Origin of the sequence: Streptococcus sp. CL6.35, from assembly GCF_049737915.1 — a bacterium.
Lineage (GTDB): Bacteria > Bacillota > Bacilli > Lactobacillales > Streptococcaceae > Streptococcus.
In genome coordinates, this window is record NZ_JBKOTU010000003.1 from 162,053 (window position 1) to 184,242 (window position 22,190).

The following is a 22,190-nucleotide window of genomic DNA, read 5'->3' on the forward strand; positions in this document are numbered from 1 at the left end:
GTCTTGGGGTCATTAGACCAAAAGGAGGAACATATCAATGGCTAAATACGAAATTCTTTATATCATTCGTCCAAATATTGAAGAAGAAGCTAAAAACGCTTTGGTAGCACGTTTTGACTCTATTTTGACTGACAACGGTGCAACTGTTGTTGAATCAAAATCTTGGGAAAAACGTCGTCTTGCATACGAAATCCAAGATTTCCGTGAAGGACTTTACCACATCGTTAACGTTGAAGCAAACGACGACGTAGCTCTTAAAGAGTTTGACCGTCTTTCAAAAATCAACGCTGACATTCTTCGTCACATGATCGTCAAAACTGACGCGTAAGAAGGTAAACTATGATTAACAATGTTGTACTTGTAGGGCGTATGACACGTGACGCTGAGTTGCGTTATACCCCATCAAATGTAGCAGTTGCGACTTTTACTCTTGCAGTAAACCGTACATTTAAGAGTCAAAATGGCGAACGTGAGGCTGATTTTATCAATGTCGTTATGTGGCGCCAACAGGCTGAAAATCTTGCTAACTGGGCTAAAAAAGGCTCACTTATTGGGGTGACAGGTCGTATACAGACTCGTAGTTACGATAACCAGCAAGGACAACGTGTCTACGTGACAGAGGTCGTGGCTGAGAATTTCCAAATGTTGGAAAGCCGTAGTGTGCGTGAGGGACATACAGGTGGAGCTTACTCTGCACCAACTGCAAACTATTCAGCACCTACAAATTCAGTACCAGACTTTTCACGTGATGAAAATCCATTTGGAGCAACAAATCCATTGGATATTTCAGATGATGATTTACCATTCTAATGGACAACTAAAATTATAAAGGAGAAAAAACATGGCTCAACAACGTCGTGGCGGATTCAAACGCCGTAAAAAAGTTGATTACATCGCAGCAAACAAAATTGAATATGTTGATTACAAAGATACTGAGCTTCTTAGCCGTTTCGTTTCAGAACGTGGGAAAATCCTTCCTCGTCGTGTAACAGGAACTTCAGCTAAAAACCAACGTAAAGTAACAACAGCTATCAAACGCGCTCGCGTAATGGCTTTGATGCCTTTCGTAAACGAAGATTAAAGAAAAGACCCGGTTGGGTCTTTTTTTCACGAGATAGTTTTTTTCTGACCTTGGCGTGCTATAATGGTAATAGAAAGAATACAGGTGGGTAAGTCAAAGATGAATTGCACGATTAGAAATATGATTAAGTCTGATATTGAATCCTTATCTCATGGATTTATGAATCAAGGTTGGCCTGGTAGAGAGGAAATTTTGGCTAGATATTTTCTGGAACAGGAAAGTGGGGAGAGAGAAGTCTTAGTTGCAGAGATTGATGGTGCTGTAGCGGGTTACGTTACCATTTTGCCCTTTCCTAAACATGGTCCTTTTGCAGAAGTCTATCCAGAATTATCAGATTTTAATGTGTTTGAGCCTTTTCGAAATCAAGGGATTGGGAATCAACTGCTAGAAGAAGCAGAAAAACGAGTCAAGTTTGTTTCGAGTAAGGTCACTCTTGGTGTAGGTTTGCACTTAGGCTATGGCCCTGCCCAGAGATTGTATATCAGACGGGGCTACATTCCAGATGGGACAGGTGTGTGGTATAGAAATAAACCGCTAGAAATGGGTGCAAGTTGTCAAAATGATAATGATTTAGTTTTATACTTATCCAAGGACTTACAATAAAACGGGAAACTTTTTGAAAATAGGGGATTTAGCTACTTTATGGTATAATGGAAAGAGTTAGATTGAAAGAGGTAGTGAGATGGATGCCAAATTAAGATACAAGGCAAAGAAAATCAAGATTGTCTTTTTTGATATTGATGATACATTGCGAAATTCAAAGACAGGTTTTATTCCAGCTTCAATCCCAACTGTTTTTAAGCAATTACGTGAGAAAGGAATTTTGACAGGTATTGCTTCTGGACGAGGGATTTTTGGTGTCGTTCCGGAGATTCGTGAGCTCAAGCCTGACTTTTTTGTAACCTTAAATGGTGCCTATATTGAAGATAAAAAAGGTCAGGTTATTTATCAACATCAGATTGAGAAGTCAGATGTTGAGGAGTATATCTCTTGGGCTAAGCAAGAGGGAATTGAGTATGGCTTGGTTGGGAGTCATGATGCCAAGTTGTCGACTCGCACCGATATGATTAGTGAAGCTATCAATCCAATTTACCCCGATTTAGATGTAGATCCTGATTTTCATGAAAAAGAAGATATCTATCAAATGTGGACTTTTGAAGATAAGGGAGATGACTTGCACTTGCCTGATAGTCTCTCAGACAAACTTCGAATGGTTCGTTGGCATCAACATTCGTCTGATATTGTGCCGATTTCAGGCTCCAAAGCGACGGGTGTGGAAAAGGTTGTGGAACATCTTGGCTTGAAACCAGAGAACGTCATGGTCTTTGGAGATGGGCTCAATGACTTGGAACTCTTTGATTATGCTGGAATCAGCGTTGCAATGGGAATTTCTCATGAAAAAATCAAAGAAAAAGCAGATTATATAACAAAAACACTAGAAGAAGATGGCATTTTTGGTGCCTTAGAAGGATTTGGTATGGTAGAAAAAGAATTGTATTTCCCACAAGTAGACATTGAAACAGTAGAAGGTCCTATCGCGACTATTAAGACCAATCACGGAGACTTGCGTATCAAGCTTTTCCCTGAACATGCTCCTAAAACAGTAGCTAACTTTGTAGCTCTTTCAAAAGATGGCTACTATGATGGTGTCATTTTCCACCGTATTATCAAGGACTTTATGATTCAAGGTGGAGATCCAACTGGTACTGGTATGGGTGGCGAGTCAATCTACGGCGAATCATTTGAGGATGAATTCTCAGAAGAACTTTACAATATTCGTGGTGCTCTTTCTATGGCCAATGCTGGTCCAAATACCAACGGCAGCCAGTTCTTTATCGTCCAAAATCAACACCTGCCATATTCTAAGAAAGAAATTGCTCGTGGTGGTTGGCCAGAACCGATTGCGGAAATCTATGCCAACCAAGGTGGAACCCCTCACTTAGACCGCCGTCACACTGTTTTTGGTCAGCTAGCTGATGAAGCTTCTTACGCTGTTTTGGATGCCATAGCTGCTGTTGAGACAGGGGCCATGGACAAGCCAGTTGAAGATGTCGTGATTGAAACAATTGAAATCGAGGACTAAGATGAAAATCGGTGATAAGCTAAAGGGGCGTATTACAGGGATTCAGCCCTACGGTGCCTTTGTTGAGCTAGAGACGGGTGATACGGGGCTGATTCACATTTCAGAGATTCGGACAGGCTTTATTGAAAATATCCAAGAAGCCTTGAAAGTCGATGAAGAGGTTCAAGTTCAAGTAGTGGATTTAGATGAATTTACAGGGAAAGCTAGTCTTTCTATCCGTACTTTAGAGGAAGAAAAGCACCAGTTTCCGAGACGGCGACGCTTTTCAAGCGACCGTTTTAACTACGGCTTCGCTCCTCTCAAACGAATGATGCCAATTTGGACCAAGGAAGCCCTTCAACATTTGAAGAATCAGAAGCACTAGTTAGAAATTTCTATCTTTTGTAATGTTAATATAAATTTGCTATAATAGGACTATGGAAGAAGAACAATTATTAAAATCAGGCGAGCGCATTAACCAGCTCTTTTCGACAGATATCAAAATCATTCAAAATAGAGAGGTTTTTAGCTATTCGGTGGATAGTGTTCTCTTGTCACGTTTTCCACGTTTTCCTAAAAAGGGCTTGATAGTGGATTTTTGCGCTGGAAATGGAGCAGTGGGGCTATTTGCTAGCACTCGTACTCAGGCACAGATTTTGGCTGTTGAGATTCAGGAGCGTTTAGCAGATATGGCTGAGCGCTCTGTCCGTTTGAATGGTTTGGAAGAGCAGATGGAGGTCATCTGTGATGACTTGAAAAATATGCCTGTTTACATTCAGGGAAGTAAGGTGGATATGATTTTGTGTAATCCACCCTATTTCAAGGTGGATCCTCATTCTAATCTGAACGAGAGTGAACATTATCTCTTGGCTCGCCACGAAATCACGACCAATTTGCAGGAAATCTGTCGTAGTGCCCAGAGTATTCTCAAATCTAATGGACGCTTGGCCATGGTTCATCGTCCTGATCGACTTTTAGATATCTTGGACAGCTTACAACGGCATAATCTAGCTCCTAAGCGCCTGCAGTTTGTTTATCCAAAAAGAGAAAAGGAAGCCAATATGCTTTTGATTGAGGCTATCAAGGATGGTTCAACAAGCGGCTTTAAGGTCTTACCACCTCTAATTGTTCACAATGATGATGGCTCTTATACGCCTGAACTTGAAGAGATTTACTATGGATCATAAGGCTTATATGTACGTGCTGGAGTGTCGTGATGGATCTTACTATACAGGCTATACGACTGATGTGAGAAGACGCCTCGCTGTCCACAATAGTGGGAAGGGAGCCAAATACACACGAGCACGCTTGCCAGTCAAACTCATCTATGCTCAAGGTTTTTCCAGTAAGGAAGAAGCCATGTCGGCAGAAGCCCTTCTCAAGCGTAAGAAGAGGCCACAGAAGGAAAGATTTTTATCTGAAAATCAAGATAGAAATTTACTCATACTCAATGAAAATCAAGGAGCAAACTAGGAAGCTAGCCGTAGACAGTACTTGAGTACGGCAAGGCGAAGCTGACGTGGTTTGAATTTGATTTTCGAAGAGTATCAGTTATTTTGAAGAATCGTGAGGAGCCCTTTGACTCCTCTTACTTTTGTCAAAAAGCGAAAAAAATGCTACAATAAAGAGAATAAACAAAATGAGGTATTATCATGTCTAAGATTCTAGTATTTGGTCACCAAAATCCAGACTCAGATGCAATCGGGTCATCTGTAGCCTTTGCCTACCTTGCAAAAGAAGCTTATGGTTTGGATACGGAAGCTGTTGCCCTTGGAACTCCAAATGAAGAAACAGCCTTTGTCTTGAACTATTTTGGTGTAGAAGCACCGCGTGTTATCACTTCTGCTAAAGCAGAGGGCGCAGAGCAAGTTATCCTGACTGACCACAATGAATTCCAACAATCTGTATCAGATATCGCTGAAGTAGAAGTTTATGGTGTTGTAGACCACCACCGTGTGGCTAACTTTGAAACTGCAAGCCCACTCTACATGCGTTTGGAGCCAGTTGGATCAGCGTCTTCAATCGTTTACCGTATGTTCAAAGAACATGGTGTAGCTGTACCTAAAGAGATTGCTGGTTTGATGCTTTCAGGTTTGATTTCAGATACCCTTCTTTTGAAATCACCAACAACACACCCAACAGATACAGTTATTGCTCCAGAATTGGCTGAATTGGCTGGTGTCAACTTGGAAGAATATGGTTTAGCTATGTTGAAAGCTGGTACAAACTTGGCTAGCAAATCTGCTGAAGAATTGATTGACATCGATGCTAAGACTTTTGAATTGAACGGAAATAATGTCCGTGTTGCTCAAGTAAACACAGTTGACATCGCTGAAGTTTTGGAACGTCAAGCAGAAATCGAAGCTGCAATGCAAGCTGCTAACGCAGCAAACGGTTACTCTGACTTTGTCTTGATGATTACAGATATCGTCAACTCAAACTCAGAAATCTTGGCTCTTGGTGCCAATATGGGCAAGGTTGAAGCAGCCTTCAACTTCAAACTTGAAAACAATCATGCCTTCCTTGCTGGTGCAGTTTCACGTAAGAAACAAGTGGTACCTCAATTGACTGAAAGCTTCAATGCTTAAGATTTTGAGTGTCAATTCAAATTAGGACAGGCTAGTTTGACTTATATCGAAAGGAGTTTCGGCTCCTTTTTTGCTAGGAGTGAAGCATGTTAGAAAATGGCGATTTGATTTTTGTGAGAGATGAGTCAGATATGGGGCAGGCCATCCAGACTTCCACAGGCAACTATAACCATGTTGCGATTTGTTTGGATGGGATGATTTACCACGCTAGTGGACAGGCTGGTGTTGTCTGTCAAGAACCTGCAGACTTCTTTGAGCCCAATCACTTGTACGACCTCTATGTCTACCCAGAAATGGATATCCAGTCTGTGAAGGAAAAAGCTTGCAAACATCTAGGAGCACTCTACAATGCTTCTTTCTATCCAGATGGAGCTGGTTTTTATTGCTCCCAGTATATGGCAGAAATCCTACCGATTTTTGAGACCATACCTATGAAATTTGGGGATGGGGAGCAGGAGATTAGTGATTTTTGGAGAGAGTATTATAGAGAACTAGGTTTGCCTGTTCCTCTGAACCAAGCTGGGACCAATCCTAGTCAGTTGGCAGCATCGCCTCTGTTAGAATGTAAAGAAAGGAATCTTCATGATTCAGATTTTTAATCCATCTCGTTTGACGAGACAGCCATTTTTTGGAGAATTGATCCGCTATCTAGACCAGCATGAGGATGTTATTTTGCGAGAAATTAAGGCCAAGTTTCCAGATGTAGCAGTTGACAAACTCATGGAAGAGTATATAAAGTCAGGCTTGATTCTACGAGAAAATAAGCGTTATTACCTTAATCTTCCTATGCTTGAATCACTCGATAGTCTCGAACTGGATCAAGAGATTTTTGTCAGCGAAGATAGTCCAGTCTATCAAGCTTTGTTAGAGAAGGATTTTGAGACAGAATTGCGCAATCAAACCAATGCAGCTATTTTAGTTGAAAAGACGGACTTTGCGAGATCAAAAATGACCCTGTCTAATTATTTCTACAAGGTCAAACATCAGTATCCTTTGACAGAAAAACAGCAGGAGCTTTACGACATTTTGGGAGATGTTAATCCTGAGTATGCTCTCAAATATATGACGACTTTTTTGTTGAAATTTCTCAAAAAAGACCAGCTTATACAGAAACGCCGTGATATCTTTGTGGATAGTTTGGTCGTCCTAGACTATATTGTCCAAAATGAAGAGGGGAAGTATGAGTTGACCGTCGATTTTGACAAGGAGAGATTAACTTTCTACTTAGCGTGAAATTTTGTTTCTGAGCACATTGTTTGACTTTCCTTAGGATTAAGTATAAACTATATGTAACCGGTAACACATATCGGAATAAACTAAAGGAGACAATCATATGTCACTTGAAAACAAATTGGAACAAGCAACAGGCGCTATCAAAGAAGGATTTGGTAAAGTTACTGGGGATAGCAAGACTGAAGCAGAAGGCGCTGTAGAAAAGACAGTTGCTAAGGCAAAAGAGGTAGTTGAAGATGCTAAAGGTGCTGTAGAAGGTGCCGTTGAAGGTTTGAAAAACGCTTTTAAATAAAAATAGAAAAAATCAAGGGTTTCATTTCCCTTGATTTTTTACTATCTTATAAATAATTTTCTGCGACGGCTGCATCTCCTGGATAGGCTTCTTTCTTGCCTTGAACGATTTGGTAGCAATCGGCACCCTTACCGGCGATAATAACTGCATCTAATTCGTGATTTGTGATAGCCATAGCTGCCTTGATGGCTTCTTGGCGATCCGCAATTTTTTCAACAGGATGATTGATGTAGCTACTAATTTCATCTGCAATGGCCATTGGGTCTTCGTAGTTGGGGTCATCAGCAGTCAGAAAGACTTGAATCTCAGGGTGTTGATTGAGGAGGAGGCCAAAGTCTTTACGACGACTCTCTCCCTTATTTCCTGTCGAACCTAAGACCAGAGCAATCTTTCCTGTTTGATGAGTCTCTACAACCTTGATTAGTTTTTTGAGACTGTCACCATTGTGGGCATAGTCGATGAAGACCTTGGCTCCATTTTTCTGAGTGAGGACTTCCATACGACCAGGAACGCGGGTTGCAGCGATTCCTTTTTTGATATCCTCAAGACTAGCTCCGAGACGGAGGCAAGCAAGTCCAGCAGCAACGGCATTTTCTTGGTTGAAGTGGCCAATGAGTTGGATATCATAGTCTCCAGCGAGTTTACCCGTAGCTGAAAAGCTAAAGGCTTTGGAATTCTCGATTTGGTTGCTCGACTGGCTACCATAGAAATCATGGTCTTGATCTTCTACTTGTTCTTTCAAGACAGAAAAGTGGTCCATGTCACTGTTAATGATGACTGCTCGGCTATTTTCCATCAAGAGACGTTTGTGGTAGAAGTAGTCTTCAAAGCTAGGGTGTTCAATCGGGCCGATATGGTCGGGGCTGATATTGAGGAAAACTCCCACATCAAAAGTTAGACCATAGACACGTTTGACCAGATAGGCTTGACTGGATACCTCCATGATGAGGTGGGTACGGTCATTTTGCACAGCTTGATTCATCATATCAAAGAGGTCAATGCTCTCAGGGGTTGTCAATGCAGACTTAAAGAAAGTCTTGCCATCTAAAGTTGTATTCATGGTCGAGAGCATAGCAGGTCGATGCCCTTGAGATAAAATGTTATAGGCGAAGTAGGCTGCTGTTGTTTTACCCTTAGTACCAGTAAAGGCAAGGAGTTTGAGTTTTTTCTGTGGATTGCCATAAAATTCCATAGCTACCAAACTCATGGCTTTCTTGATATCACTGACGATAATAGCAGGAATACCAACCTCATAATCTTTTTCAGCCACATACCAACCGAGGCCTTGAGAGATGGCAGAAATCAGGAATTCCTTCTTAAAGGCAGCACCCTTGACGAAAAAGAGGCTCTTCTCTTTGGCCTTGCGGCTATCATAGCAGATGGTGTCAAATATGACATGGCTGTAGTTGTAGTGATAATGTCCTTGGTCGATAATCTCACGGAAGAGATCATCTTTCTTTAAAATATCTAATACGGTTTCAATCTTAATCATACTTTCTATTGTAAACCGAAAGTCGCAAATTTACAAGTGACAAGGAAAAGTTTATAATGGAAGATGAGGAATTTTTCCTAGTGATTAAAATTAAATGAGGAATTTATGTCTAACGAAAACAATCACCAGCAGGCCCAGATGTTACGGGGGACTGCTTGGCTAACGGCTAGTAACTTTATCAGTCGTCTACTCGGTGCCATTTATATCATCCCTTGGTATATATGGATGGGGTCTTATGCGGCTACAGCAAATGGTCTCTTTACCATGGGCTACAATATCTATGCCTGGTTCTTACTGGTTTCAACAGCGGGTATTCCAGTTGCGGTGGCCAAGCAAGTTGCCAAGTATAATACCATGAGAGAAGAAGAGCATAGCTTTGCCCTGATTCGGAGCTTTTTAGGCTTTATGACAGGACTAGGTCTAGTTTTTGCTTTAGTCTTGTATATCTTTGCTCCTTGGCTAGCAAACTTGTCTGGCGTGGGCAAAGACCTGATCCCAATTATGCAGAGTTTGGCTTGGGCGGTCTTGATTTTCCCATCTATGAGTGTTATCCGAGGTTTCTTCCAAGGAATGAATAACCTGAAACCTTATGCTATGAGCCAAATCGCTGAGCAGGTCATTCGTGTTATCTGGATGCTCTTAGCTACCTTTATGATTATGAAAATGGGCTCAGGAGATTATCTAGCAGCGGTTACCCAATCCACCTTTGCTGCCTTTGTCGGCATGGTAGCTAGTTTTGCAGTTTTGATCTATTTCCTCTATAAAGAAGGAATGCTTCAAAAAGTTTTTGAAACACGAGATAAGATTGATAGCAAACACCTGTTAATGGATACGATTAAGGAAGCTATTCCTTTTATCTTGACTGGTTCGGCTATTCAGCTTTTCCAAATCTTGGACCAAAATACCTTTATCAATAGCATGAAGTGGTTTAGCAACTATAGTAATGAAGACTTAATTGTCATGTTTTCTTATTTCTCAGCCAATCCTAATAAAATCACTATGATTTTGATTTCTGTTGGGGTTTCGATTGGGAGTGTCGGTTTGCCACTTTTGACTGAAAACTATGTTAAGGGGGACTTGAAGGCAGCTTCTCGTCTAGTTCAGGACAGCATCACTATGCTTTTCCTATTCTTGCTACCAGCAACGGTTGGAGTAGTCATGGTAGGAGAACCTCTCTATACTGTCTTCTATGGTAAGCCAGATAGTTTGGCTATGGGATTGTTTGTCTTTGCAGTTTTGCAGTCTACTATTTTAGGCTTGTACATGGTTTTGTCTCCAATGCTTCAAGCCATGTTCCGCAACCGCAAGGCCGTTCTCTATTTTATCTATGGTTCCATTGCCAAGCTGGTCTTACAACTGCCAACCATCGCTCTCTTCCACAGTTATGGACCTTTGATTTCAACAACAATCGGTCTCATCATTCCTAATGTTTTGATGTATCGGGATATTTGTAAGGTAACTGGTGTCAAGCGCAAGGTGATTTTGAAACGAACCATTTTAATCAGTTTATTAACTCTTTTCATGTTTCTAGTAGTTGGGACATTGCAGTGGATTTTAGGATTTGTCTTCCAACCAAGTGGACGTTTGTGGAGTTTCCTATATGTAGCCCTTGTCGGTGCCATGGGTGGAGGTGTTTATGGAGTTATGAGTCTCCGTACCCGTTTGTTGGATAAGGTGATTGGAAAAGCTCAAGCAGATCGCTTACGAATCAAATTAAAGTTAACTTAAAAAATATTTATAAATAAAAGGGATAATTTGAACATTTCTATCATGAAATGCTTGAATTATTCTCTTTTTTATTAATTTGTATTATATTTTTTATAATTTGTAGATAGTAATTTAATTTTTCTTAAATTTTACTTAAAAAACTATTGACTAAATAAAACCTGTAATGTATAATAAGACAAATATTTAAATCAGGAGGTTCTGGAGATGAAAAAGTCTAAGGCCAAGTATGCAACGCTTGCAGGTGTCGTGTTAAGTGCAGGTATTTTGTTAAGTGCCTGTGGAAATTCTAGCACAGGGTCAAAAACATACAATTATGTTTATTCAAGTGATCCATCTAGTTTGAACTATCTAGCAGAAAACCGTTCAACAACTACTGATATTGTGACCAACCTGGTAGATGGTCTCATGGAAAATGACCAGTATGGAAATTATGTCCCATCCTTGGCTGAGGATTGGAGTGTTTCTAAGGACGGTTTGACCTATACCTACAAACTGCGGAAAGATGCTAAATGGTATACTGCAGATGGAGATGAATATGCTCCTGTAACTGCCCAAGATTTTGTCACTGGTTTGAAATATGCGGCTGATAAAAAATCAGAAGCCTTGTACTTAGTGCAAGAATCCGTTGCAGGTTTAGATGACTATATCACTGGTAAAACAAGCGACTTTTCAACTGTCGGAGTCAAGGCTCTTGATGACCAAACCGTTCAATATACCTTGGCACGACCAGAATCTTATTGGAACTCAAAAACAACTTCAACCATTCTCTTCCCAGTCAATGCAGATTTCTTGAAATCAAAAGGGGATGATTTTGGGAAGGTAGACCCATCTAGCATTTTGTATAATGGACCTTTCTTGATGAAATCCTTTGTTTCAAAATCTGTCATCGAATTCAAGAAAAATCCTAACTACTGGGATGCTAAAAATGTCTTTGTAGATGATGTCAAATTGACTTATTTTGATGGTAGTGACCAAGACGCGTTAGCACGTAATTTTACCGAAGGTGTTTATAGCTACGCTCGTCTTTATCCAAATAGTTCAAGTTTTGAAGGAATTAAAGAAAAGAATAAGGACAATATCATTTATAGCATGCAAGATGCCACTTCTTACTTCTTAAACTTTAACCTAGATAGAAAATCTTATAAATTCACTTCTAAGACAAGTGATGCTGAAAAGAAATCGACTCAGGAAGCGGTTCTTAATAAAAACTTCCGTCAAGCCATTAATTTTGCCTATGACCGTACAGCTTACGGAGCCCAATCTCAAGGAGAAGAGGGGGCAACTAAGATTTTGCGTAACTTGGTTGTTCCTCCAAACTTCGTAAGTATCAACGGAAAAGACTTTGGTGAAGTAGTAGCCTCGAAGATGGTTAACTACGGTAAGGAATGGCAAGGAATCAACTTTGCGGATGCTCAAGATCCATACTACAATCCAGAAAAAGCTAAGGCTAAATTTGCAGAAGCTAAGAAAGAACTCCAAGCCAAAGGAGTCCAATTCCCTATACACTTAGATAAAACTATAGATTTGGCTAATAAGGCTGAAATTCAAGGAATCAATTCCATGAAGCAATCAATAGAATCTGTCTTAGGTGCAGATAATGTTGTGATTGATGTTCATCAACTTTCTACAGAGGACTATGAAAGTTCAGGTTATCTTGCTCAAACTGCAGCTCAGAAGGATTATGATCTTTACAATGGTGGTTGGACTCCAGACTATCAAGATCCTTCAACCTATCTTGACGTCTTTAACGTTAATTCTGGTGGTTTGATGCAAAATCTAGGTATAGAGCCAGGTGAAGCCAATGACAAGGCCAAGGCTGTTGGACTAGATGTCTACACTCAAATGTTGGAAGAAGCCAATAAGGAGCAAGATCCAGCTAAACGTTATGAAAAATATGCAGATGCCCAAGCTTGGTTAGTAGATAGCTCTCTAGCAATTCCAAATGTTTCACTAGGCGGAACACCAACATTGAGAAAAATTGTTCCTTTCTCAACACCATATTCATTGGCTGGTAATAAAGGGGTTGAATCATATAAATACCTCAAATTACAAGATAAGACAGTTACAAAAGACGAATATGAAAAAGCCAAAGAAAAATGGCTGAAAGAAAAAGAAGAATCCAATAAAAAAGCCCAAGAAGAATTGGCAAAACATGTCAAATAAGGATTTTTCAAGAAAAACGATGGTTTCGAAGGAAACTATCGTTTTTTAATAGAATAACGTTAAATTCAGATTAAAAACGCTTACATTTTTGGATTGTTTATTTGAATTATGATATAATAAATATGATAAAAATATAAAAAGTTATTTTCGAAAGTCTCTTCCAGCGTTAATGGAAGTATGCACATGCTAGGGTAATGTTATAGGAGGGATGCCATTTACTGGAAAAGTAAGATAAAATGCAACAAATGATAAGTTCTTCTTTATGTGAAGAGTTTTTATCGGCCTGTTTACTAATCATTATGGAGGTATCATCATGGGCGCTATTATGGAGTTTGCAACAGAAAAACAGATTGCATCATTTCTCTCAACTTGCCACATTGAAGGACAAAAGAATTTTCTGATGGCTTTTAAGAAAAAGACATGGTTGAAATCCTTTATTGATTTCTTCATTATAGGAGGGACTTACTATGTTCAGTCGAGTGTGAAGCCTAAGATTCTGGCATTCACACCTAAGGGAATCTACTTGATGGACATCAGTGATGTAACAGAAAATCATTCTAATCACGTCGAAGAGATGCCTTGGAATCAAGTCAAAGATTTTACTTATAAGCCAGTCTTGAATACAGTTAGGCTGAACTGGCACTATCAAAATGAAGACTATATTTTTTCTGTGGATGTCGGTCAGGTTAGTCAGCATGTGGGCCAGTATCAATTTAACAAAGAGCATTATGACTATTTATCCCAACAGGATTTCTTTCAGTCAAAGTAAACTCTAGCAATCATTTTCACAAAAGAATCTGGAATATTTTCTGGATTCTTTTTAGCTTTACTAGCTAATACTCAATGAAAATCAAAGAGCAAACTAGGAAGCTAGCCGCAAGCTGTACTTGAGTACGGTAAGGCGACGCTGACGTGGTTTGAATTTGATTTTCGAAGAGTATAAGTCTATAGTTTAAAACTATAACCAGCTCTTGAAAAGAAGAAAATGAGTTGATGAAAATAAGTGGTACAATAGTTACTATAGATTTGGAGGTATTGTATGAGCAAGGAATTACACATCAACACAATTTTGGCCCAGGCGGGTATTAAATCAGATGAAGCGACAGGAGCTTTGGTGACACCGCTTCATTTTTCAACGACCTATCAGCATCCAGAGTTTGGTAAATCTACTGGATTTGACTATACGCGTACCAAAAACCCAACTCGCACTAAGGCAGAAGAAGTCTTGGCGGCTATTGAGTCAGCAGACTATGCTCTAGCTACTAGCTCAGGTATGTCAGCTATTGTACTGGCCTTTAGCGTCTTTCCAGTAGGAAGTAAGATCTTGGCTGTCCGTGACCTTTATGGTGGTTCTTTCCGCTGGTTCAACCAAGTGGAGCAAGAAGGTCGTTTCCATTTTAACTATGCCAATACAGAAGAAGAGTTGACTGCCGAGTTGGAGAAGGACGTGGATGTTCTCTATATCGAAACGCCAACCAATCCCTTGATGTTGGAATTTGATATCGAAAAACTAGCAAAATTAGCTCATGCTAAGGGTGCCAAAGTGGTGGTGGACAATACCTTCTACAGCCCTATCTACCAACGTCCGATTGAAGATGGAGCAGATATCGTTCTCCATTCAGCAACCAAGTATCTAGCAGGGCACAATGATGTCTTGGCTGGAGTGGTTGTGACCAATAGTTTAGAACTATACGAGAAGCTCTTTTACAATCTCAATACGACAGGGGCAGTATTGTCTCCATTTGACAGTTATCAATTGATTCGTGGTCTCAAGACCTTGTCCCTTCGTATGGAGCGCTCAACAGCTAACGCCCAAGAAGTGGTTGCCTTTTTGAAGGATTCCCCAGCAGTTAAGGAAGTTCTCTACACTGGTCGTGGAGGCATGATTTCCTTTAAAGTAGCTGATGAAACACGCATTCCTCACATTTTGAACAGTCTTAAGGTCTTCTCTTTTGCGGAAAGTTTGGGTGGGGTAGAAAGTCTCATTACTTATCCAACGACGCAAACTCATGCTGATATTCCAGCAGAAGTGCGCCATTCTTATGGTTTAACAGATGACCTCTTGCGTTTGTCGATTGGGATTGAGGATGCTAGAGATTTGATTGCAGATTTGCGCCAAGCCTTGGAAGGATAAGACAAAGATGGGAAAATATGATTTTACAAGCCTGCCCAATCGTTTAGGGCACCATACCTATAAATGGAAAGAAGCAGAAACAGATAGTGAAGTCCTACCAGCTTGGATAGCGGATATGGACTTTGTAGTCTTGCCTGAAATCCGCCAAGCCGTGCAGACTTACGCTGATCAACTGGTTTATGGCTATACCTATGCCAGTGAAGAGTTAATTCACGAAGTTCAAAAGTGGGAAGCCACACAACACGATTACCACTTTGACAAAGAGGCTCTTGTCTTTATCGAGGGTGTGGTACCAGCCATCTCAACAGCTATTCAAGCCTTTACAAAAGAAGGCGATGCGGTTTTGATTAACACACCTGTCTATCCACCCTTTGCACGCAGTGTCAAGTTGAATAACCGTAGATTGATTACCAATTCTTTGGTGGAAAAGGATGGTCTGTTTGAGATTGACTTTGACCGACTTGAAAAGGATTTGGTAGAAGAGGATGTCAAACTTTATATTCTTTGCAACCCTCACAATCCTGGTGGACGTGTTTGGGAAAAGGAAGTGTTGGAGAAGATTGGCCAACTCTGCCAAAAACACGGTGTTTTCTTGGTTTCAGATGAGATTCACCAAGATTTGGCCCTCTTTGGTCACAAGCATCATTCCTTCAATACCATCAATCCTGACTTTAAAGAATTTGCTATCGTCTTGACTAGTGCCACTAAAACCTTTAATATTGCTGGAACAAAAAATTCATATGCAGTCATTGAAAATCCTAAGTTGAGACTGGCTTACCAGAAACGCCAGTTGGCCAATAACCAGCATGAAATTTCAGGCTTGGGTTATTTGGCGACAGAAGCTGCCTATCGATACGGTAAAGATTGGTTAGAGGAACTCAAGCAAGTCTTTGAAGACCATATCAATTATGTGGTGGATTTATTTGGAAAAGAGACTAAAATCAAGGTCATGAAACCGCAAGGAACCTACTTGATTTGGCTTGATTTTTCAGCCTATGACCTGACTGATGAAAAATTACAAGAGCTTTTGAGAAATGAAGCCAAGGTTATCCTCAATCCTGGTTTGGATTATGGGGATGAAGGAAGTCTTCATGCCCGCCTCAATGTAGCCATGCCTAAATCCCTGCTGCAAGAAGTTTGTCAGCGGATTGTGACGACTTTTGCTAAACTTTAAAAATCCAGCCTTCTAGGAGAAAAGTCTTCCTAGAAGGCTATTTTCATAGGGGAAAATATGGTATAATAAAAAGATAAGGTAAAGGTAAAAATATGGCTAAATTGATTCCGGGGAAAGTCCGTATCGAAGGCGTTGCCCTTTATGAAACTGGTAAGGTTGACATCATCAAGGAAAAGAACAATCGGCTCTATGCTCGCGTTGCAGAAGAGGAACTGCGCTATAGTTTAGAGGATGATTTGGTTTTTTGCGCCTGCGATTTTTTCCAAAAGAGGGGCTACTGTGTGCATTTGGCAGCGCTGGAGCATTTTCTAAAAAATGATGAGCGTGGTCAGGAAATCTTGCAGAGTCTGGAAGAAGGTCATGAAGAAAAAGAGGCCGTTGAAACCAAGGTGACCTTGGGTGGCAAATTTTTGGAGCGAATCTTATCTCCAAAATCAGACCGAACCTATGAGTTGTCAGCTGTGGGTCAGGTGGAAGCAGGAAGCAATCATATCTTGTGGACTCTTAGAATCGGGCAAATCAATAGCCAAAAATACTACGTCATTCGGGATATTCCACTCTTTTTAAAAGTCGTTGAGAAGAGAAAACCTTATATGATTGGCAAGATTTATGAGGAGTCTCTTTCTTGGGAATCCTTTGATGAGGCCAGCAAAGAACTTTTGACTTTCTTGCGGGGACTAGTGGAGGAAGGACAGGCTCCAGACCTCTTTTTCCAAAACCAAGGTCGGCACCTCTTTTTTCCTCTGACCTTTTTTGAGCAGGGTGTGAATTTACTGATGACCTTGCCACATTTTCAATTTGATCATCAAGTGGATAGCTACCAGACCCTACTTTTTCAGGATATGCATGTTGATGCCAATCTCTTTGCCTTTACAGTAACAGAATACTCGGACTATTTTGAAATGGAAATCAGTGAGAGTCCGAGGGTCAATGTCTTTTATCAGGGAGCTGTGCTTTTCCATAAAGGACAGGTTTATTTTCTAACAGACCAGCAGATGCGTCTTCTCAAGGAAATCAAAGCGTTGCCTTTGGATCAGCATGGGAAAAAACACCTGCAATTTGATAGCAGTGACCGCGATAAGTTAGCTTCCTGTCTGACTCTTTTTAGCCAGATGGGGGCCGTCTCAGCTCCAGAACGCTTACAAATCAAAACGTTTTCTCCATCGTTTTACTTTGACAGGGAGGAGGATAATCGGATTCGTTTAGAAATCCAGTTTGATTATGGGGATAGGCAGGTATCAAGCCGACAAGAGCTAGAAGAATTACCATTTTCGAGTGATGCTGACTTAGAAGAAAGAATTTTCCAAGTCTGTTTGGCTGCGGGCTTTGAAGCAGATTTTCAATCTTGGCGTCAGGCCTTAAAAGCGGAGTCTGTCTATCATTTCTTTCATGAAATCATTCCAGGCTTTGAAAAACTCGGGAATGTTGATCTATCAGATAAGCTAGAAGAAATTTATAGTCTAGCAAGCCCTCAAGTGCAAATTGCTTCCAAGGGAGGTCTCTTGGAAATCCAGTTTGATTTTAAAGATATTGCCCAAGAGGAAATTGACCAAGCCATGCAGGCCTTGGTTGCCAATCAAGATTTTTATATTGATTCGTCTAATCAAGTCTACTTTTTCGATGAAGAAACCAAGAAAATTCGCCAAAATTTACAGGAACTGGGGCAATTTGAACTAAAAGATGGCTCCTTACAGGCTCGGAAATCCTTGGCCTACAGTTTAGCCCATCTCTTTGAAGGGCGAGATCGTGTTTCTTTTTCACAAGAATTCCAGAATCTGGCTCATGATTTGACGCATCCAGAGGACTTCCCTAGACAAGCAACTCAGGTTCAGGCTGACTTGCGAGATTATCAGGAAAAGGGAATCGGCTGGTTGCAAATGCTCCATCATTATGGTTTTGGTGGGATTTTGGCTGATGATATGGGATTGGGGAAAACCCTTCAGACCATTGCTTTTTTGACCAGTCAAGTGACAAAAGAAAGTCGGGTTTTGATTCTAGCTCCATCTGGTTTGATTTACAACTGGGCAGATGAATTTAAGAAGTTTGCCCCACAGTTGGATGTAGCTGTTGTTCATGGATTAAAGGCTAGTCGTGAAGAGATTCTTGCTGAAAACCATCAAATCTATGTGACGAGCTATGCCACCTTCCGTCAGGACAGTGATTTTTATCAGGGGATGTCCTTTGACTTTCTTTTCTTAGATGAGGCTCAGGTCATGAAAAACGCCCAGACAAAGATTGCCCAGACCTTGAGACAATTTGTGGTGCCGTCGGTTTTTGCCTTATCAGGAACTCCTATTGAAAACCATCTGGGTGAGCTGTGGTCTATTTTCCAAATCGTCATGCCAGGACTCTTGCCAAGTAAGAAAGAATTTATGAAATTGCCAGCCGAGCGCGTAGCTCAGTTTATCAAGCCCTTCGTGATGCGACGTAAGAAAGAAGAAGTTCTGACTGAATTGCCAGATTTGATTGAAGTGGTTTATAAGAATGAACTGGAAGACCAGCAAAAGGCTATTTACCTAGCCCAGTTGCAACAGATGCGAGACCGTTTAGCTCAGGTGTCAGATCAGGAATTTCAGCGTAGTCGAGTGGAAATCTTGTCTGGTTTGATGCGCTTGCGTCAAATCTGTGATACCCCCGCCCTCTTTATGGAGGATTATCAGGGAGCCAGTGGCAAACTGGATAGTCTTCGTGACCTGTTGGTACAGGTAGCAGACGGCGGACACCGTGTCTTGATTTTCTCGCAGTTCAAGGGAATGTTGGAGAAAATTGAACAAGAACTGCCTGACTTGGGCATGGCATCTTTTAAAATTACAGGTTCAACCCCAGCTAAGGAAAGACAAGACATGACCAAGGCCTTTAATCAAGGGGAAAGAGATGCCTTTCTGATTTCCCTCAAGGCTGGTGGTGTCGGTCTGAACCTGACAGGTGCTGATACCGTTATCTTGGTTGACCTTTGGTGGAATCCAGCGGTGGAAGCGCAAGCCATTAGCCGTGCTCATCGGATGGGGCAGGAAGAAACGGTTGAGGTCTATCGCTTGGTGACCAAGGGAACCATTGAAGAAAAAATTCAGGAACTCCAAGAACAGAAGAAACATCTGGTGTCACAAGTATTGGACGGCACAGAGTCACGTGGCAGTCTGACCCTGGCAGAAATTAGAGAAATTTTGGGAATTTCTGAAGTCAGCACTTGAAAAATCAAGACAATACGCTATAATGAAGTGTTGAAAGGAAATAGAAAATGAGAGAAGAACGATTTCCATTGGTGTCAGATGATGAGATCATGTTGACTGAGATGCCGGTTATGGACCTCTATGATGAATCTGACTTTATCAGTAATATCAAGGGAGAATACCGTGATAAGAATTATCTGGAGTGGGCCCCTATTACTGAAGAAAAACCAGCAAAACCGATTGAAAAGCCAGTAGAGAAACCTAAGAAGGCTGGCTTAGGAGTAAAAAAAGAAGGAAAAAGCTATGCGGAGGTGGCACGTGAAGAAGCGCGTGCGGACTTGAAAAAGAAACGCTCAGCAAGTTATCTGACTAAGGATATTACTCCTACAAGGCGCCCTTCTCATCCAAGTCTAGTTAGGCAGGGCAATCAACCTACTGCGCCTTTCCAAAAGGAAAATCCTGGTGAATTTGTTAAATATAGTCAAAAATTGACCCAGTCTCATTACATCTTGGCGGAAGAAGTTAGCAATATTTCGACTCAAGCTGAGCCAAAAGAAACTTCAGGACCAAAGAAAAACAACTATGATTTTCTGAAGAAGAGCCAAATCTACAATAAAAAGAATCAACAAAAAGAACAAGAACGTCGGGTTGCCCAAGAGTTGAATCTGACCAGAATTACGGAATAGGGGAGAAAACATGCCAAAGACATATCATTTTATCGGAATTAAGGGATCAGGGATGAGTGCCTTGGCCTTGATGTTGCACCAAATGGGGCATAAGGTTCAAGGATCAGATGTTGAAAAGTACTACTTTACTCAACGTGGTCTTGAGCAGGCAGGAATTACCATTCTTCCTTTTGATAAAAAGAATCTAGACGGTGATATGGAAATTATCGCTGGAAATGCCTTTCGTCCAGATAACAATGTCGAAATTGCCTATGCGGACCAAAATGGCATTAGCTACAAACGTTACCATGAGTTCCTAGGTAGCTTTATGCGCGACTTTGTTAGCATGGGAGTTGCTGGAGCGCACGGAAAAACTTCAACGACAGGTATGTTATCTCATGTCTTGTCTCACATTACAGATACTAGCTTCTTAATCGGAGATGGAACAGGTCGTGGTTCAGCTAATGCTAAATATTTTGTCTTTGAATCTGACGAATATGAGCGTCACTTCATGCCTTACCACCCAGAATATTCTATTATTACCAACATTGACTTTGACCATCCAGACTATTTCACAAGTCTAGAGGATGTTTTCAATGCCTTTAACGACTATGCTAAACAAATTACCAAAGGTTTGTTTATCTACGGTGAAGATGCTGAATTGCGTAAGATTAAGTCTGATGCTCCTATTTATTATTATGGTTTTGAAGCAGAAGGTAATGACTTTGTCGCTAGTGATCTTCTTCGTTCAACAACTGGTTCAACCTTCACAGTTCATTTCCGTGGTCAAGAATTAGGGCAATTCCACATTCCAACCTTTGGTCGTCACAATATCATGAATGCGACAGCTGTTATTGGTCTTCTTTACACAGCAGGATTTGATTTGAACTTGGTGCGTGAACACTTGAAAACATTTGCCGGTGTTAAGCGTCGTTTCACTGAGAAAATTGTCAATGACACGGTGATTATCGATGACTTTGCCCACCATCCAACAGAAATCATTGCAACCTTGGATGCGGCTCGTCAGAAATACCCAAGCAAGGAAATCGTAGCAGTCTTCCAACCTCATACCTTTACAAGAACCATTGCTTTGTTGGACGAATTTGCTCACGCTTTGAACCAAGCGGATGCTGTTTATCTAGCGCAAATCTATGGATCTGCTCGTGAAGTAGACCATGGAGATGTTAAGGTAGAAGACCTAGCTAATAAAATTAACAAGAAACACCAAGTGATTACTGTTGAAAATGTTTCTCCACTCCTAGACCATGACAATGCTGTTTACGTCTTTATGGGAGCAGGAGATATCCAAACCTATGAATACTCATTTGAACGTCTTTTGTCCAACTTGACAAGCAATGTTCAATAGGCTATTCTCATGGAAATTCCAATTAAGATCATTCAGGCAAGTAAGTCTGATTTGACTGAGATAGAGACACTTCAGGCCACATCTTTTCCAGTTGAAAAGCAGCAACCTTCCCATATTTTAGAAGAAAGTATCCGTAAGTATGCGGATACCTTTCTTCTAGCTAGGGATGAAAATCAGCTTCTGGGCTATGTTCTAGGTGGTCCTTACCCACATAATCCGAAATGTCTAGAAATACATTCTTTAGTCATCGAGGCTGACCATCAGAGACAGGGATTGGGAACGCTTCTTCTTGCGGCTTTGAAAGATGTGGCAGTTGAGCTGGATTACAAAGCTATTCGTTTGAAGAGTCCGGATGAGTTGCTTTCCTATTTTGAAATGAACGGTTTTATTGATGAAGAAGAGACAGATTCGCTTTATGCAGCTAGTCAATGTTTTAGTATGATTTGGTTTAATCTCTTTTTTTAGGAGGCACAATGGAAATTAGGAAAGCAAGATTAGAAGATTTAGATCATATCGTTGAGATTGAACTAGAAAATTTCTCGATTGAAGAAGCCATTCCTCGCTCTGTTTTTGAGGCGCATTTGCGAGAAATTCAGACCTCGTTTCTGGTTGCAGAAAAAGAAGGCAGAATCATGGGGTATATAGAAGGACCAGTTGGCCCATACCGCCATCTGCAAGATCAGTCTTTTACAGAAGAGATAGAAGATTATAGTCATGAGCCTGGTGGTTATATCTCTGTGACCTGTCTTTCTATTGCCAAGGAGGCACAAGGCCTTGGACTTGGTCAGAAATTACTAACAGTCTTGAAAGAGTTGGCTCTTGAACACGAAAGAGAAGGTATTAACCTAACCTGTCATGATTATCTCATCGCCTACTACGAAAAGCATGGATTTGTCAATGAGGGTAAGTCCCAGTCAACCTTTGCAGGAGAAACCTGGTATGATATGGTCTGGGAAGCTAAAAAATAAGCTAGAAAAGCATGCTAGGTTGCTTTTCTTTCGTTTTTAAGATATAATATTATGGATTGTCAACGAGGAGGATA

General features: G+C 40.8%; 23 protein-coding genes. 22 read left to right on the forward strand and 1 reads right to left on the reverse strand.

Annotation, left to right across the window (positions count from 1 at the left end):
* Window positions 1-37 precede the first annotated feature (37 nt).
* The 12 genes from rpsF (at window position 38) to ACLNCP_RS05380 (ending at window position 7,256) form a co-directional block, all read left to right on the forward strand.
* Entirely contained in the window at window positions 38-328 is a 291-nt protein-coding gene (gene rpsF / locus ACLNCP_RS05325) for a 30S ribosomal protein S6 (protein ID WP_084923323.1), read from the forward strand.
* A gap of 11 nt (window positions 329-339) precedes the next feature.
* Window positions 340-810 (forward strand): single-stranded DNA-binding protein SsbA, encoded by a 471-nt coding sequence (gene ssbA, locus ACLNCP_RS05330; protein WP_000609606.1) that lies wholly within the window; start codon window positions 340-342, stop codon window positions 808-810.
* A 31-nt stretch (window positions 811-841) separates the two neighbouring features.
* The gene (gene rpsR, locus ACLNCP_RS05335; protein ID WP_000068664.1) at window positions 842-1,081 is read left to right on the forward strand and encodes a 30S ribosomal protein S18; all 240 of its coding nucleotides are present in this window, start codon (window positions 842-844) and stop codon (window positions 1,079-1,081) included.
* A gap of 99 nt (window positions 1,082-1,180) precedes the next feature.
* On the forward strand, window positions 1,181-1,684 hold the full coding sequence (locus ACLNCP_RS05340) for a GNAT family N-acetyltransferase (protein ID WP_424844140.1): 504 nt from the start codon (window positions 1,181-1,183) through the stop codon (window positions 1,682-1,684).
* Window positions 1,685-1,763: 79 nt separating this feature from the next.
* The gene (locus tag ACLNCP_RS05345; protein WP_045612058.1) at window positions 1,764-3,164 is read left to right on the forward strand and encodes a bifunctional Cof-type HAD-IIB family hydrolase/peptidylprolyl isomerase; all 1,401 of its coding nucleotides are present in this window, start codon (window positions 1,764-1,766) and stop codon (window positions 3,162-3,164) included.
* Window position 3,165: 1 nt separating this feature from the next.
* Window positions 3,166-3,528 (forward strand): S1 RNA-binding domain-containing protein, encoded by a 363-nt coding sequence (locus ACLNCP_RS05350; RefSeq protein WP_000689605.1) that lies wholly within the window; start codon window positions 3,166-3,168, stop codon window positions 3,526-3,528.
* A 52-nt stretch (window positions 3,529-3,580) separates the two neighbouring features.
* Window positions 3,581-4,330 (forward strand): tRNA1(Val) (adenine(37)-N6)-methyltransferase, encoded by a 750-nt coding sequence (locus ACLNCP_RS05355; RefSeq protein WP_247928025.1) that lies wholly within the window; start codon window positions 3,581-3,583, stop codon window positions 4,328-4,330.
* The gene (locus ACLNCP_RS05360; protein ID WP_247928026.1) at window positions 4,320-4,616 is read left to right on the forward strand and encodes a GIY-YIG nuclease family protein; all 297 of its coding nucleotides are present in this window, start codon (window positions 4,320-4,322) and stop codon (window positions 4,614-4,616) included. Before ACLNCP_RS05355 ends, ACLNCP_RS05360 begins: the two co-directional genes overlap by 11 nt.
* A 179-nt stretch (window positions 4,617-4,795) precedes the next feature.
* Complete coding sequence (locus ACLNCP_RS05365; RefSeq protein ID WP_261148762.1) at window positions 4,796-5,731, forward strand: manganese-dependent inorganic pyrophosphatase; 936 nt, start codon at window positions 4,796-4,798, stop codon at window positions 5,729-5,731.
* Window positions 5,732-5,817: 86 nt separating this feature from the next.
* On the forward strand, window positions 5,818-6,330 hold the full coding sequence (locus tag ACLNCP_RS05370; RefSeq protein ID WP_084886968.1) for a YiiX/YebB-like N1pC/P60 family cysteine hydrolase: 513 nt from the start codon (window positions 5,818-5,820) through the stop codon (window positions 6,328-6,330).
* Window positions 6,314-6,964, forward strand: a complete 651-nt coding sequence (locus tag ACLNCP_RS05375; RefSeq protein WP_424844141.1) for a DUF1803 domain-containing protein — start codon at window positions 6,314-6,316, stop codon at window positions 6,962-6,964. Before ACLNCP_RS05370 ends, ACLNCP_RS05375 begins: the two co-directional genes overlap by 17 nt.
* A gap of 100 nt (window positions 6,965-7,064) precedes the next feature.
* Window positions 7,065-7,256: a CsbD family protein gene (locus ACLNCP_RS05380; RefSeq protein ID WP_000051184.1), complete on the forward strand. Its 192-nt coding sequence runs from the start codon at window positions 7,065-7,067 to the stop codon at window positions 7,254-7,256.
* A 46-nt stretch (window positions 7,257-7,302) separates the two neighbouring features.
* Here the strand turns inward: ACLNCP_RS05380 and ACLNCP_RS05385 are convergent, their stop codons facing one another.
* Window positions 7,303-8,748 (reverse strand): UDP-N-acetylmuramoyl-L-alanyl-D-glutamate--L-lysine ligase, encoded by a 1,446-nt coding sequence (locus tag ACLNCP_RS05385; protein ID WP_424844142.1) that lies wholly within the window; start codon window positions 8,746-8,748, stop codon window positions 7,303-7,305.
* 105 nt (window positions 8,749-8,853) lie between these two features.
* On the opposite strand from ACLNCP_RS05385, the gene ACLNCP_RS05390 reads away from it, so the two are divergent.
* The 10 genes from ACLNCP_RS05390 to ACLNCP_RS05435 all read left to right on the forward strand — a co-directional run bounded on the left by ACLNCP_RS05390 (window position 8,854) and on the right by ACLNCP_RS05435 (window position 22,116).
* The gene (locus ACLNCP_RS05390; protein WP_424844143.1) at window positions 8,854-10,476 is read left to right on the forward strand and encodes a putative polysaccharide biosynthesis protein; all 1,623 of its coding nucleotides are present in this window, start codon (window positions 8,854-8,856) and stop codon (window positions 10,474-10,476) included.
* Between the two features lie 204 nt (window positions 10,477-10,680).
* Window positions 10,681-12,639: a peptide ABC transporter substrate-binding protein gene (locus tag ACLNCP_RS05395; protein WP_424844144.1), complete on the forward strand. Its 1,959-nt coding sequence runs from the start codon at window positions 10,681-10,683 to the stop codon at window positions 12,637-12,639.
* Between the two features lie 313 nt (window positions 12,640-12,952).
* A complete protein-coding gene (locus tag ACLNCP_RS05400; protein ID WP_261078099.1) occupies window positions 12,953-13,408 on the forward strand; it encodes a hypothetical protein in 456 nt (151 codons plus the stop codon).
* Window positions 13,409-13,678: 270 nt separating this feature from the next.
* The gene (locus ACLNCP_RS05405; protein ID WP_261078100.1) at window positions 13,679-14,773 is read left to right on the forward strand and encodes a cystathionine gamma-synthase; all 1,095 of its coding nucleotides are present in this window, start codon (window positions 13,679-13,681) and stop codon (window positions 14,771-14,773) included.
* Window positions 14,774-14,780: 7 nt separating this feature from the next.
* Complete coding sequence (locus ACLNCP_RS05410; protein WP_084926700.1) at window positions 14,781-15,947, forward strand: MalY/PatB family protein; 1,167 nt, start codon at window positions 14,781-14,783, stop codon at window positions 15,945-15,947.
* A 92-nt stretch (window positions 15,948-16,039) separates the two neighbouring features.
* The gene (locus tag ACLNCP_RS05415; RefSeq protein WP_424844145.1) at window positions 16,040-19,138 is read left to right on the forward strand and encodes a DEAD/DEAH box helicase; all 3,099 of its coding nucleotides are present in this window, start codon (window positions 16,040-16,042) and stop codon (window positions 19,136-19,138) included.
* Between the two features lie 47 nt (window positions 19,139-19,185).
* A complete protein-coding gene (locus ACLNCP_RS05420; protein WP_424844146.1) occupies window positions 19,186-19,803 on the forward strand; it encodes a cystathionine gamma-synthase in 618 nt (205 codons plus the stop codon).
* 10 nt (window positions 19,804-19,813) lie between these two features.
* The gene (gene murC, locus ACLNCP_RS05425; RefSeq protein WP_424844147.1) at window positions 19,814-21,148 is read left to right on the forward strand and encodes a UDP-N-acetylmuramate--L-alanine ligase; all 1,335 of its coding nucleotides are present in this window, start codon (window positions 19,814-19,816) and stop codon (window positions 21,146-21,148) included.
* Between the two features lie 9 nt (window positions 21,149-21,157).
* Window positions 21,158-21,613, forward strand: coding sequence for a GNAT family N-acetyltransferase (locus tag ACLNCP_RS05430; RefSeq protein WP_424844148.1), 456 nt, complete (start codon window positions 21,158-21,160; stop codon window positions 21,611-21,613).
* Window positions 21,614-21,621: 8 nt separating this feature from the next.
* Window positions 21,622-22,116, forward strand: a complete 495-nt coding sequence (locus tag ACLNCP_RS05435; protein ID WP_424844149.1) for a GNAT family N-acetyltransferase — start codon at window positions 21,622-21,624, stop codon at window positions 22,114-22,116.
* Window positions 22,117-22,190 lie beyond the last annotated feature (74 nt).